12 protein-coding genes are annotated in these 13,075 nt (G+C 67.6%); 9 read left to right on the forward strand and 3 right to left on the reverse strand.

The window, feature by feature from the left end; all coding sequences use genetic code 11:
- Nucleotides 1–104 precede the first annotated feature (104 nt).
- From ACG01O_RS10010 to ACG01O_RS10020, 3 genes are all read left to right on the forward strand, one after another.
- Nucleotides 105–2,168: a carbon starvation CstA family protein gene (locus ACG01O_RS10010; protein WP_394384022.1), complete on the forward strand. Its 2,064-nt coding sequence runs from the start codon at nucleotides 105–107 to the stop codon at nucleotides 2,166–2,168.
- A complete protein-coding gene (locus ACG01O_RS10015) occupies nucleotides 2,161–2,373 on the forward strand; it encodes a YbdD/YjiX family protein (RefSeq protein WP_394384023.1) in 213 nt (70 codons plus the stop codon). Before ACG01O_RS10010 ends, ACG01O_RS10015 begins: the two co-directional genes overlap by 8 nt.
- 156 nt (nucleotides 2,374–2,529) lie before the next feature.
- Entirely contained in the window at nucleotides 2,530–4,092 is a 1,563-nt protein-coding gene (locus ACG01O_RS10020) for a methyl-accepting chemotaxis protein (protein ID WP_394384025.1), read from the forward strand.
- A gap of 21 nt (nucleotides 4,093–4,113) precedes the next feature.
- On the opposite strand, the gene ACG01O_RS10025 is transcribed toward ACG01O_RS10020, so the two are convergent.
- Together ACG01O_RS10025 and tsaE are read right to left on the reverse strand one after the other, a co-directional pair.
- A complete protein-coding gene (locus ACG01O_RS10025) occupies nucleotides 4,114–5,610 on the reverse strand; it encodes an N-acetylmuramoyl-L-alanine amidase (RefSeq protein WP_394384027.1) in 1,497 nt (498 codons plus the stop codon).
- Complete coding sequence (gene tsaE, locus ACG01O_RS10030; protein WP_394384030.1) at nucleotides 5,607–5,990, reverse strand: tRNA (adenosine(37)-N6)-threonylcarbamoyltransferase complex ATPase subunit type 1 TsaE; 384 nt, start codon at nucleotides 5,988–5,990, stop codon at nucleotides 5,607–5,609. Before tsaE ends, ACG01O_RS10025 begins: the two co-directional genes overlap by 4 nt.
- A gap of 84 nt (nucleotides 5,991–6,074) precedes the next feature.
- Here tsaE and queG point away from each other — a divergent pair, with 84 nt between their 5' ends.
- The 6 genes from queG (at nucleotide 6,075) to ACG01O_RS10060 (ending at nucleotide 12,847) form a co-directional block, all read left to right on the forward strand.
- On the forward strand, nucleotides 6,075–7,199 hold the full coding sequence (queG, locus tag ACG01O_RS10035) for a tRNA epoxyqueuosine(34) reductase QueG (RefSeq protein WP_394384032.1): 1,125 nt from the start codon (nucleotides 6,075–6,077) through the stop codon (nucleotides 7,197–7,199).
- Nucleotides 7,196–7,798 carry a chalcone isomerase family protein gene (locus tag ACG01O_RS10040; RefSeq protein WP_394384033.1) on the forward strand — a complete coding sequence of 201 codons (603 nt, stop codon included), beginning with the start codon at nucleotides 7,196–7,198 and terminating at the stop codon, nucleotides 7,796–7,798. The genes queG and ACG01O_RS10040 overlap by 4 nt, the downstream gene beginning before the upstream one ends.
- A 34-nt stretch (nucleotides 7,799–7,832) precedes the next feature.
- Complete coding sequence (locus ACG01O_RS10045; protein ID WP_394384035.1) at nucleotides 7,833–8,807, forward strand: tripartite tricarboxylate transporter substrate binding protein BugE; 975 nt, start codon at nucleotides 7,833–7,835, stop codon at nucleotides 8,805–8,807.
- A gap of 37 nt (nucleotides 8,808–8,844) precedes the next feature.
- Entirely contained in the window at nucleotides 8,845–9,717 is an 873-nt protein-coding gene (gene xerD, locus ACG01O_RS10050; protein ID WP_394384037.1) for a site-specific tyrosine recombinase XerD, read from the forward strand.
- 145 nt (nucleotides 9,718–9,862) lie between these two features.
- On the forward strand, nucleotides 9,863–12,220 hold the full coding sequence (locus tag ACG01O_RS10055) for a TonB-dependent receptor plug domain-containing protein (RefSeq protein ID WP_394384038.1): 2,358 nt from the start codon (nucleotides 9,863–9,865) through the stop codon (nucleotides 12,218–12,220).
- Between the two features lie 24 nt (nucleotides 12,221–12,244).
- Entirely contained in the window at nucleotides 12,245–12,847 is a 603-nt protein-coding gene (locus tag ACG01O_RS10060; protein ID WP_394384040.1) for a MarC family protein, read from the forward strand.
- Between the two features lie 51 nt (nucleotides 12,848–12,898).
- Here the strand turns inward: ACG01O_RS10060 and ACG01O_RS10065 are convergent, their stop codons facing one another.
- The gene (locus tag ACG01O_RS10065; protein WP_394384042.1) at nucleotides 12,899–13,045 is read right to left on the reverse strand and encodes a hypothetical protein; all 147 of its coding nucleotides are present in this window, start codon (nucleotides 13,043–13,045) and stop codon (nucleotides 12,899–12,901) included.
- Nucleotides 13,046–13,075 lie beyond the last annotated feature (30 nt).

A 13,075-nucleotide genomic window follows, 5' to 3' on the forward strand; every position in this document is an offset into this window, starting at 1 on the left:
CCCACGTGGCTTGACCGATGCCGCAGTGGGATGGTTTTTCGACACTGCCGGCCACGGTAGCGCCGCCTGCTTTCGACGTGCGCGCCGCATTGGAGACAAGCCTTATGAATCTGCGCCGCCACCTCGCATGGGCCGGCGTCGCGATCCTGGGCGCTGCATCGCTTGCCACCGTGGCCCTGAGCCGCGGCGAGACGATCAGCGCGCTGTGGGTCGTGGCCGCCGCGCTGTGCACCTACCTCATCGCCTACCGCTACTACAGCCTGTTCATTGCGAACCGGGTTCTGGGGCTGGACGCCCAGCGCCAGACGCCCGCCTGGAAGTACAACGACGGACTGGACTACGTGCCCACGAACAAGCACGTGCTGTACGGCCACCACTTCGCGGCGATTGCCGGTGCCGGCCCGCTGGTGGGCCCGGTGCTGGCGGCGCAGATGGGTTACCTGCCGGGTCTGTTGTGGATCTTGGCCGGCGTGGTGTTCGCCGGTGCGGTGCAGGACTTCATCGTGCTGTTCATCTCCACGCGACGGGATGGCCGGTCGCTGGGCGACCTCGTGAAGCAGGAGATGGGCACCGTGCCGGGGCTGATCGCGCTGTTCGGCGCGTTCATGATCATGATCATCATCCTGGCGGTGCTGGCCCTCATCGTGGTGAAGGCGCTGGCCGATTCGCCCTGGGGCACGTTCACCGTGGCCGCCACGATTCCGGTCGCGCTGTTCATGGGGGTGTACCTGCGCTTCATCCGCCCAGGCCGCATCGGTGAGGTGTCGGTCATTGGCTTCGTGCTGCTGATGGCGGCGATCTTCGGGGGCCAGGCGGTCAGCGAAAGCGCCACGCTCGCGCCGCTTTTCACCTTCACGCCGGTGCAACTGGTGTGGGCGTTGATCGGCTACGGTTTTGTGGCGGCGTGCATCCCGGTGTGGCTGTTGCTGGCGCCGCGCGACTACCTGTCCACGTTCTTGAAGATCGGCACCATCGTGGCGCTGGCGATCGGCATCGTCATCGTGGCGCCGCCGCTCAAGATGCCGGCGCTCACGCAGTTCGCCGCGGGCTCGGGCCCGGTGTGGGCGGGCAGCTTGTTCCCGTTCCTGTTCATCACCATCGCCTGCGGCGCGGTGTCGGGCTTCCATTCGCTCATCTCGTCGGGCACCACCCCGAAGCTGCTGGAGAACGAAACCCACGCCCGCTACATCGGCTACGGCGGCATGCTGGCCGAAAGCTTCGTGGCCGTGATGGCGTTGGTGGCCGCCTCGTGCATCGAGCCCGGCGTGTACTTCGCGATGAACAGCCCGGCGGCCGTGGTGGGCAAGGATGCCGCGACGGTGGCGCAGACGCTGTCCACCTGGGGCTTCGTCATCACCCCCGACATGCTGACGCAGGCTGCGGCCGATGTGGGCGAGAAGACCATCCTGGCCCGCGCCGGTGGTGCACCGACGCTGGCCGTGGGCATGGCGGAGATCCTGCACCAGGTGGTGGGCGGCAAGGCCATGATGGCCTTCTGGTACCACTTCGCCATCCTGTTCGAGGCGCTGTTCATCCTGACCGCCGTGGACGCAGGCACCCGCGCCGGCCGCTTCATGCTGCAAGACCTGCTGGGCAGCTTCGTGCCGTCGCTCAAGCGCACCGAAAGCTGGGGCGCCAACCTGTTGGCCACGGGCCTGTGCGTGGCGGCCTGGGGCTACTTCCTGTACCAGGGCGTGGTGGACCCGCTGGGCGGCATCAACACGCTGTGGCCGCTGTTCGGCATTGCCAACCAAATGCTGGCTGCTGTGGCGCTGCTGCTGGGCACGGTGGTGATCTTCAAGATGAAGAAGGACCGCTACGCCTGGGTGACGGCCGTGCCGGCCGTGTGGCTGCTGTGCTGCACGATGACCGCCGGCTGGCTGAAGATTTTCTCGGCCGACCCCAAGCTGGGCTTCCTGGCCCACGCCGACAAATACGCTGCCGCGATTGCCGAGGGCAAGGTGCTGGCGCCGGCCAAGTCGCTGGAGGCCATGTCGCGTGTGGTGTTCAACGACCGGCTGGATGCCGCGCTGTGCGCGTTGTTCATGGGCGTGGTGATCAGCGTGCTGGTCTACAGCATCAAGGCCATCCGCGCGGCGCGAGGCACGGCCAAGGCCACCGCGCAGGAAACCGCGTTCGTCGCGCTGCCGGCCGGTCAGCATGCTTGACCTGGCCGAACTGGCCCGAGACACCGCCCGCGCCGGGCGGTATCTCACGCAAAGCCTGCGCCTCATGGTGGGCGTGCCCGACTACGGCAGCTACCTGGCCCACCACCAGGCCACGCACCCGGGCCGCGCGCCCATGAGCTACGAAGAGTTCTTCAGGGAGCGCCAGGCCGCGCGCTACAGCGCCAGGGTGGGCAAGTGCTGCTGATGCACGTTGGTGCATGAGCCGCGCTGCTTTGGGGATCGCCGTGTAGGGCTTCACAGAGCGCCATGCCACGCTGGTACGTGAGCCCGGTGGCCGCCGTGCCGCGCAGGGTGGCGTGTCACCATCCGGTTAGAGATCAATCAACCGGAAGGGTGTTGCATGAGGGCGCTGGCGAAGCTCCCAGTCGCGAAGCGGCTGGGCTTGGGGTTTGGTCTGGTCACCGTGTTGATCGCCGCGTTTGCGGTGCTGGCCTGGCTCCAACTGCAGCGCATCGAAGTCGCGTTCGCCGAGGTCGTGGACGACCGCTACCCCAAGATCGATCTCGCCCGAGACATCGCCGATGCGGTCAATCAACAGACCCGCAGCCTGCGCAGCGCCATCATCGCGGCCGGGCGCGGGTCGGCCGCGCAGGTGGACGAGTTCATCGCTCTCACGGAGAAAGCCGCGCAGCAGAACGGGGACCGACTGGCGCGCTTGCAGCAGATGGAAACCACGCCACGTGGGCGTGAAGTGCTGGCGCGCATGCAGGCGACCGAGACGGCCAATCGCGAGGCCCGCGAAACCAGCTTGCGCTTGATCCGGGCCGACAAGGCGCAGGAGGCGGGTGATCATTCGCTGGGCGCGTTTCGGCCGGTGCAACGTGCCTACCTCGCGGCGGTGGACGAGATGGTCGAGTACCAACAAAGCCTGATGGTGGACAGCGCCGCTGCGGCCCGCCACCGGGTGTCTCAAACGCTTCAATCCACCGTCGTGCTCGCCGCTGCGGTGTTGGCCTTGTCGGTTGCTTTCGCCACCGCCATCACGCGTTCGCTGCTGGTGGAGTTGGGCGGGGAGCCGGCAGCGGCGCGACGCACGGCACAGCGCATTGCCGCCGGAGACCTCAGCGGCCGTGTGCAGGTGCGCCGTGGCGACGAAACCTCCTTGATGGCGGCCATGCACGCCATGCAACTGTCGTTGGTGGCAACCGTTCAACGCGTGCGGCAAGGCAGCGAGTCGGTGGCGGCGGCGTCTGCCCAAATTGCGCTGGGCAATCAAGACCTGTCAGGGCGCACCGAGGAGCAAGCCAGCGCCTTGCAGCAAACCGCGGCAACCATGGAGCAGTTGGGCGGCACGGTGCGCAACACCACCGACGGCGCACAGCGCGCCAGTGACCTGGCCCAGGCTGCCGCGCGTGTGGCATCGGACGGCGGCGGCGCGGTCAGCGAGGTGGTGCACACCATGGAGGCGATCAGCGACTCCAGCCGCCGGGTGGGTGACATCCTGGGCGTCATCGACGCCATCGCGTTTCAGACCAACATCCTTGCGTTGAACGCCGCGGTCGAGGCCGCGCGTGCAGGCGAGCAGGGGCGGGGCTTTGCCGTGGTAGCGAGCGAGGTGCGGGTTCTGGCTCAGCGCAGCGCGGAGGCAGCGCGGGAAATCAAGAGCTTGATCGGGCGCAACGTGTCGGAGGTGGAGCGCGGTGTGGCCCAGGTGGAGCGTGCGGGCCAAACCATGCAGGAAATTGTGGGTGCGATCCGTCGGGTGAGTGCGCTGATCGGCGACATCAGTACCGCCTCTGGTGAACAAAGCCGAGGCATTCACCAAGTGGGCGAGGCCGTCACGCAGTTGGATCAGGTCACGCAGCAGAACGCAGCGCTGGTTGAAGAGAGCGCGGCTGCGGCGGAAAGCTTGCGGCACCAAGCCGAGCAGTTGGTGCAGGCTGTCGCCGTGTTTCGCGTCTGATCTGCCGGCGCTGTTGGGGCGTTACAGCGTCGCGCTGCGCTTGCGCTGCATGGGCGGGTTCTTCGCGAAGTAGCGCGCGATGCCGGTGGCCAGTGCGTCCACCAGTTGGTCTTGGTACTCGGGGTCGCGCAGCTTCTTCTCTTCGTCAGGGTTGGAGATGAAGGCGGTTTCCACCAGGATGCTCGGGATGTCTGGCGCCTTTAGCACGGCAAACCCGGCCTGCTCCACACGCGGCTTGTGCAGCTTGCCGACCTTGCCGATCTGACCCAGCACCTCGCCGCCGAGCTTGAGGCTGTCTTTGATCTGCGCCGTGGTGCTCATGTCCAGCAGGGCGCGCAGCACGTTGGCGTCGTTCGTGGCCGCGCCCACGTTCACGCCGCCCACCATGTCGGCAGCGTTTTCGCGGTCGGCCATCCAACGCGCGGCGGCGCTGGTGGCGGCGCCGTCACTCAGCACGAACACCGAGGCGCCGCGCGCCTGGGGGGTGATGAAGGCGTCGGCGTGGATGGACACGAACAGGTCGGCCTGCACGCGGCGGGCCTTGCGCACGCGCTCGTGCAGGGGCACGAAGAAGTCGGCGTCGCGCGTCATCAGCACGCGAATGTTCGCGTTGGCCGTCAGGCGCTCGCGCAGCTTGTGGGCCACGGCCAGCACCACGTCTTTCTCGCGCAGGCCCGAGGGGCCGACCGCGCCGGGGTCTTCGCCGCCATGGCCCGGGTCCAGGGCAATGATGATGAGCTGGTCGATGCGCGGAGCCGCCGGCCCTGGCGGGGCCGACACCGCGGGTGCGGAGGCGGCCGGCGCCGGGGTGGGCACTGCAGTCGGCTTGGACGCGGCAGGCGCGGACGGAGGCGCTGACGCTGCAGGCGCTGCGGGAACCGTCGATACCGGTGCGGAGGGCACGGGTGCAGACGGCAAATTCGCGCGGCCTGGCGCAGGCTTTTCGGCCGGGCGCTCGATCTTCTGGATCAGCTCGCCCAGCGCGTCGTTCACGGCACTGGCTGCCGCCTGTGCGCGTTGTGCCGGCGAGGCGGGCGAGGGCGGGGCGGCCACGCCCGCCGGTTTGCCGCCGTCCTGGGCCAGCGCCACCAGCGGGTCGGCAGTCACCTTGGGGTAGAGGTCGAACACCAAGCGGTGCTTGTAGGCCGCCACGGGCGCCAGCGTGAAGATCTGCGGTGCGGCGGGCTGGCGCAGGTCCAGCACGATGCGCACGACCGTGGGCGTGTTTTGACCCACGCGCACGCCGGTGATGAACGGGTCGTCGGCCTTGACCTTGCCGATCAGGTCGCGCAGGCCGGGGCTGAGTTCCAGACCGTCGATGTCGATCACCAGCCGGTGCGGCGCATCCACCAGGAAGTGCTTCACCGCCAGCGGCTTGTCGGACTCCAGCGTGACGCGGGTGTACTCCTGCGCCGGCCACACCCGCACGGCCACGATGTTGGCCTGGCTGCCGGCCGCCAGCGTGTCGGGCGCCTTCAGCAGCACGGCCAGCAGGCCCAGCGTGTCGCGGCGCTTCATGCCAGCGCCTTCACCCAGCGCTCGGCGCCCACGGCGCGCACGCGGCGGGTGTCGTCGTCGTTCAGCTCAATGAAGAGCTGCAGGTCCGGCGGCGGCAGTTGGCCGGCGGCCTTTTCCGGCCACTCGCACAGCTTCAGGCCAGGTGCGGCAAACACATCGCGAAAGCCCGCGTCTTCCCACTCACGCGGGTCGCCGAAGCGGTAGAAGTCGAAATGGCTCGCCACGCCGCCGCCGGGCAGCTCGTAGCTTTCCATCACGGCATAGCTCGGGCTCTTGATGCGGCCCTGCACGCCAAGCGCGCGCAGCAGCAAGCGGGTGAAGGTGGTTTTGCCAGCGCCCAGCGGGCCGTGCAGCTCGATGAGCGCATGCGGGGTGGGCATCAGTGCCGCCGCCAGACGTTCTGCGGTGGCTTGGGCCGCAGACTCGTCGGTCCACAGCAACTCGGTTTCTAGAATCGCGGCCAAATGCAAGAGGTTCCGTCTACTGTCGAGGCTAGCGCGCTGTTGTCACGGCTGCGCGGCTGGGCGCGTGAGCTGGGATTCTCACAGATCGCCGTGGCCGATGTGGACCTGCGCAGTGCCGAACCCGGCCTGCAAGCCTGGCTGGATGCCGGCCACCACGGCCGCATGCATTACATGGCTGCGCACGGCATGAAGCGGGCCCGGCCGGCGGAGCTGGTGCCAGGCACCCTGCGTGTCATCACGGCCCGCATGGATTACCTGCCGCCGCACACCGCACCCGGCTGGCAGGCCGTGGAGTGGGCTGGGTTGGCGCGGCCGCAACAGGCGCAAATCTCTCTCTATGCCCGGGGGCGGGACTATCACAAGGTGCTGCGCCAGCGCTTGCAAAAGCTGGCGGACCAACTGCAGGGCGAGGTGGGGCCGCTGGGCTACCGCGTGTTCACCGACTCTGCACCCGTGCTGGAGGTGGAACTCGCCACGCGCTCCGGCCTGGGCTGGCGCGGCAAGCACACGCTGACGCTGCACCGCGATGCGGGTTCGATGTTCTTCTTGGGTGAGATCTTCATCGATCTGCCCCTCCCGCTTACCGACCCCGTCACCGGCCACTGCGGCGAGTGCCGCGCGTGCCTGGATGTGTGTCCGACCGGGGCCATCACGGCGCCGTACAGGGTGGATGCGCGACGCTGCGTGTCGTACCTCACCATCGAGCACGACGGCCCGATCCCGACTGACATGCGCCCGCTCATCGGCAACCGCGTGTACGGCTGCGACGATTGCCAACTGGCCTGCCCCTGGAACAAGTTTGCGCAGCCGGCGGTGCTGGCCGACTTCGATGCCCGCCCCGGCATGGCGGGGGGCACCATTGAGGCGTTGCTGGGCTGGAGCGAGGCCGAGTTTTTGCGCCGCACCGAGGGCTCGGCCATCCGGCGCATTGGCTTCCAGCGTTGGCGGCGCAACCTGGCCGTGGCTGCAGGCAACGCACTGCGCCGGCAAGAAGACGTGGGCCTGCGCACGGCCCTGCACCGTGCGGCCGATGGTGCCGACCCCTTGGTGGGCGAACATGTGGCCTGGGCGCTGGCGGCCGAGCCCGATCCGCCGGCGGCCTTTGTTTCTGGAGTGTCTGAATGACCGCAACTTTTCGTCGCCGCGCTGCGGCCCTCGCCCTCGCGGCGGCTGCATCGTTGCCCGCCCAGGCGGTGCGCTACGAGGGCCAGGAGTTCGCCGACTCGCTGACCCTGGGCAACAGCACCCTGGCGCTCAATGGCGCCGGCAAGCGGCAGGTGGCCATCTACCCGCTGTACCTGGCGGCGCTGTACCTGCCGCACAAGGCGGCCACGCCGGATGGGGTGTACAGCCAATCGGGGCCGAAGCGGCTGGAGATGCGCATCGTCATCCCGTTGGTCAAAGACGTCTCCACGCAGGAGTTCGTGAAGGCCATCAACAAGGGCGTGAACCGCAACACCACCGAGGCCGAGCGTGCGGCGCTGGCCGAGCGGGTGAAGCAGTTCAATGCCGCGATCAGCGAGGTGGGGCGCGTCAAAAAGGGCGATTTGCTGCACATCGACTACCTGCCCGACCAGGGCGGCACGGTGCTCACCGTGAACGGTAAGGTGTGGGGCAAGGCCATCGAGGGGCACGACTTCTACACCGCGTTCCTGAAGGTTTTTCTGGGAGATGTGAACAGCGACGCACGCCTGCGCGCGGGCTTGCTGGGGCAGCCGGGCTAGCATCCGGCCACCCACGACTCACGGAGACCGCCCCATGCAACGCCGTTCCCTCCTGCAAGCCGCAGCGCTGTCGTCTTTGGGCCCGTGTGCCGGCCTTGCGCTGGCCCAGGCTTATCCGTCGAAGCCGGTGCGTTTGATCGTGCCGTTTGCCCCCGGAGGCACCACCGACATCATTGCCCGCATCGTTTCGGAGCGCATGGGCAGCCTGCTGGGCCAAAGCATGGTGGTGGACAACAAGGCCGGCGGCGGCGGCACCGTCGGGGCCACGGAAATTTTCCGTGCCGCGCCAGACGGCTACACCCTCGGCGTGGCCACGGTGTCCACCACGGCGGCCAACCCTGCGATCAACCCCAAGATCGCCTACAACCCGCTGACCGACTTCACGCCCATCATCAACATGGCCGCCACACCCAACGTGATTGCCGTGCACCCGAGCTTTCCGGCGCGTGACTACAAGGCCTTTGTGGCCGAGCTGAAGAAGAACCCCGGCAAGCACAGCTACGCCACCTCGGGCACCGGCGGCATTGGCCACTTGCAGATGGAGTTGTACAAGACGCTGGCCGGCGTGTTCGTGCTGCACATCCCGTACCGCGGCGCGGGCCCGGCGCTGAACGACACCGTGGCCGGCCAGGTGCCGATGATTTTTGACAACCTGCCGTCGGCACTGCCTTTCATCAAGGACGGGCGGCTGATTCCCATCGTCGTGGCCGCGCCGCAGCGCGTGGCGGCCTTGCCGAATGTGCCCACCTTCAAGGAGGTGGGGCTGGAGCCGGTGAACCGCATGGCCTACTACGGCGTCCATGGCCCCAAGGGCCTGCCCAAGGATGTGGTGGACAAAGTGAACGCGGCGGTGCGCAAGGCGCTGGAGAACCCTGACGCCAAGAAACGCATCGAAGACACGGGCTCGCTCATCGTGGCCAACACGCCGGAGCAGTTCGCTGCGCAAATCGCGGCGGAGTTCGATGTGTACAAAAAGGTCGTGGCCCAGCAGAAGCTGAAGCTGGACTGAGCGTTCGCGCGGCGCTTGACGCAGGACCTGGAGCGCCGTGGACGCGACTATTGAAGCCTTCATCGAGGCACTCTGGCTGGAAGACGGCCTGAGCGCCAACACCCAGGCTGCCTACCGGCGCGACCTGACCGGCCTGGCCAAGTGGTTGGCGCCGCAGCCCATTTGCGCCTGCACCGAGTTGCAGTTGCTGGAGTACGCCGCCGCGCGGCCGGCCGGCAAGGCCACCAGCGCCAACCGCCGGCTGTCGGTCTTCAAGCGCTTCTTCCGGTGGGCGCTGCGCGAGGGGCGGGTACAGGCCGACCCCACGCTCAAGCTCACCCCGGCCCGCCAGCCGCTGCGCGTGCCCAAGCTGCTGAGTGAAGCCCAGGTGGCGGCGCTGCTGGCGGCGCCCGATGTGGACACTGCCCTCGGGTTGCGTGACCGCGCAATGCTGGAGCTGATGTACGCCAGCGGCCTGCGCGTGAGCGAGCTTGTGACGCTGAAGAGCGCGCACGTGGCCTTCAAGGACGCGGCGCTGCACATCACCGGCAAGGGCAGCAAGGCGCGCCTCGTGCCGTTTGGCGAACACGCCCGCGACTGGATGGCGCGCTACGTGCGCGATGCGCGCGCCGAGATCCTGGCCGGGCAGAGCAGCGATGACCTGTTCGTGACCCGCCGCGGCGTCGGCATGTCGCGCCAGATGTTCTGGAATCTCATCAAGCGCTACGCCGTGGTGGCGGGCATCACGGCGCCGCTGTCGCCCCACACCTTGCGCCACGCGTTCGCCACGCATCTGCTCAACCATGGTGCAGATTTGCGGGCCGTGCAGCTGCTTTTGGGGCACGCCGACCTGTCCACCACGCAGATCTACACCCATGTGGCGCGTGAGCGCCTCAAGGCGATCCACGCGGTGCACCATCCTCGGGGATGAGCCCGTCCAACTGGGTGAAGCGGCAGGCCATGGCCCCGCGTTTTCCCCGGGGTGGCAGATGTCGGGGCGTCACAACACAGGCCGATGGCGCGGTGCTGGCGAGGGGCAAACTCGCTCGCCATCACACATTGCATCCGGAGTTTTCATGCAAGCACCTCGCCTGCTGCCCACCGCTGTGGCAGCCCTGAGCCTGTTTTCTTCCGTCGTCGCCCTGGCCCAGGATGCCAGCAGTCTGGAGCGGGTGACGGTGGTGGGCTCGCGCAAGACGCTGCCCGCCGCCTCCAGCACCGAAACCCTGGTGCCGGTGGACATCTACTCAATGAGCAAGGTGACGGAAGGCGGCGGCCAGTTCGACCTGGCGCAGTCGCTGCAGTACCTGTCGCCCTCGTTCAACTCCACGCGCCAGACGGGTGCCGATGGCGCCGACTTGATCGACTCGGCTGCGCTGCGCGGCTTGGGTTCGGACCAGACGCTGGTGCTGGTCAACGGCAAGCGCCGCCACACCGTGGCGCTGGTGAACCTGTTCGGCGCCCGCAACCGCGGCACGACGGGCACGGACATGAACTCGCTGCCGCTGCTGGCCATTGACAACGTGCAGGTGCTGCGCGACGGCGCTGCGGCGCAGTACGGGTCGGACGCCATCGCCGGCGTCATCAACGTGCAACTGAAGAAGAAGGCCGGCTGCGAGGCCGTGGCCGGTTACGGCCAGTACTCCGCGGGTGACGGCAAGAACTACCTCGCCTCCGCCTACTGCGGCGTGAAGCTGGCCGGGGGCACGCTGGGCGTGACGGGCGAGTGGCAAGACCGCGGCCGCTCCAACCGCGCCGACCCGGGCAACCCGCGCACGATTGGCGACACCAAGGTCGAGAACAAGACGCTGTACCTGAATGGCGAATTCCCGCTGGCTGGCGCCGACAAGGTCTACGTCACGGCTGGCGCGCAAGACCGCGACGCTTCGTCCGCCGCCTGGGCCCGCAACGGGGACGACGACATCCCCAGCCGCAACTCCGCGGCCATGTACCCGAACGGCTTCGTGCCCTACATCAACGGCAAGATCCAGGACCGCTACCTGATCGTGGGCTGGAAGTCGGTGGTGGCGGGCTGGGACACCGACCTCTCGCAAACCTACGGCAGCAACAAGCTCCGCTACAACATCAGCAACACGCTGAACGCCTCCATCGCCAACAAGGATCTGCTGGCTGGCGGCAAGGGCATCAGCCCCAACCAGTTCGACGCGGGCGGTTTCGGCTTCAGCCAGGCCACCACCAACTTCGATGTGAGCCATTTCTTCCCGGACCTCCTGGGCGGCAGCAACATCGCCTTCGGTGCCGAGTACCGCAAGGAGAAGTACGACATCGTGGCCGGGGAGCCGGGCTCCTACATCGACGCCGACGGCGTGGGCTTTGGCGGCAACGCTGGCAGCCAGGGCTTCCCGGGCTTCCAGCCGTCGGACGCCACCAACAAGAGCCGAAACAGCCAGGCGCTGTACGTCGATTGGGAGGCCAACCTGACCCCCGCGCTCACGCTGGACGCCGCGCTGCGCGCCGAGCATTACAGCGACTTTGGCTCCACCACAACCGCCAAGCTGGCGGGCAGCTACAAGGCCAGCAAGGAATGGCTGCTGCGCGGCGCGGCCAGCACCGGCTTCCGGGCGCCCAGCCTGCAGCAGCTGTATTTCTCGTCCACCTTCACCGACTTCATCAGCGGCAAGCCGCTGGATGTGGTGCTGGCGCCCAACGGCAGCAAGATCGCCAATGCCGCGGGCGTGCCGTCGCTCAAGCAGGAGAAATCCAAAAACGTGACGTTGGGCTTCACCTTCAAACCCAGCGCCGACACCGCGCTGACCGTGGACCTGTACCAGATCAAGATCCGCGACCGCATCGTGCTGTCCGGCCGCTTCGATGAAGACAACTACCCCAAGCTCGGCGCCATCCTGCAGGGCTTGGGTGTGGGCCAGGCCCAGTTCTTCGTGAACTCGATCAACACCAAGACGGAAGGGCTGGACCTGACCGCCTCCACCCGTGCGCGCCTGGGCGCCGGTCAGCTCAACACCTTCCTGGCCCTGAATGTGAGCCGCACCCAGGTGACGGCCATCAACGCGCCGGCCGCCTTGAAGGGCTTCGAGGATGTGCTGCTGTCCGAGCGTGAGCGCCTGTTCATCGAGCAGGGCGGCCCCCGCGCGAAGGCCACGCTGGGCTTCGAGTACAGCCAAGGCGCCTGGACGAGCGAGGCCAAGGTCATTTACTTCGGCAGCCAGACCCAAGGCACCTTCTCTGGCCCGCCGGTGCCCAACCTGCACTACAAGCCCAAGGCCTCGATGGACCTGGGCCTGAGCTGGCAGGCCACGCCGGCGCTCAAGCTCAGCGTGGGCGGCAACAACGTGTTCAACGTGAAGCCCACGCGCCAGAACCCGGACGAAACCGACAACGGCTTCTATTACGACAGCGTGCAGTTCGGCCTGAATGGTGCGTCGTACTTCGCACGGGCGCACTACCGGTTCTGACGCCCTCGCGGACAATCCGGGCGGATGGACCACAGCTTTCTCTCCGCCCTGATCCTGCTGTTGCTGGTGCTGGACCCGCTCGGCAGCCTGCCCATCTTCATTCCCATCATGCGGGCGGTGCCGAAAGAGCGCCGCACGCGTGTCGCCGTGCGCGAGGTGAGCATTGCGTTTTGCGTGCTCTTCGCGTTCATGTTCCTGGGCGAGGGCTTCCTGCGGGTGATGCACCTGTCGGAGCGGTCGCTGGAGGTCGCGGGCGGCGTGATCCTCGTGATCATCGCGATCCGCATGATCTTCGGCAGCTCCGGCGAATCGGCCTACGGCGTGGAGCCCGGCCGCGAGCCGTTGATCTTTCCGCTGGCCGTGCCTTTGCTGGCCGGCCCGTCGGCCATGGCCACGGTGCTGCTGCTGGCCTCGCGCCAGCCGGATCGCATCTATGAATGGATTGGCGCGCTGAGCACCGCGATGCTGGTGTCGGGCCTGGTGCTGGTGTTGGCCGACCGCATCCGCAAGCTGCTGGGCGATTCGGTGGTGTCGGCCATCGAGAAGCTGATGGGCCTGGTGCTCACGGCCATTGCCGTGGAAATGATTCTGGCCGGCCTGAAGCGCTACTTCGTCGGCGGGCTGTGAGGTCGGGCGGGCATCGCCGCGCCCGGTGACGCGGGGCCAAGGCCCCACCGGTCACTTGTTCTTCTTGGCCTCTTTGCCCTTGGGGATGACTGCGGTCATCGGTGCCACGGGGCGGTCGGAGCCGGCGGACTTGCCGACCGGCGCGTCCTTCTTGGGCTTCTTGCTCATCTTGTTGCTGCGCTGTTCGGTGTTCGCCATGGGTCCTCCGTGCAAGGCGGTTGAAGTAGG

This window comes from Pelomonas baiyunensis, assembly GCF_043555935.1.
Lineage (GTDB): Bacteria > Pseudomonadota > Gammaproteobacteria > Burkholderiales > Burkholderiaceae_C > Pelomonas > Pelomonas baiyunensis.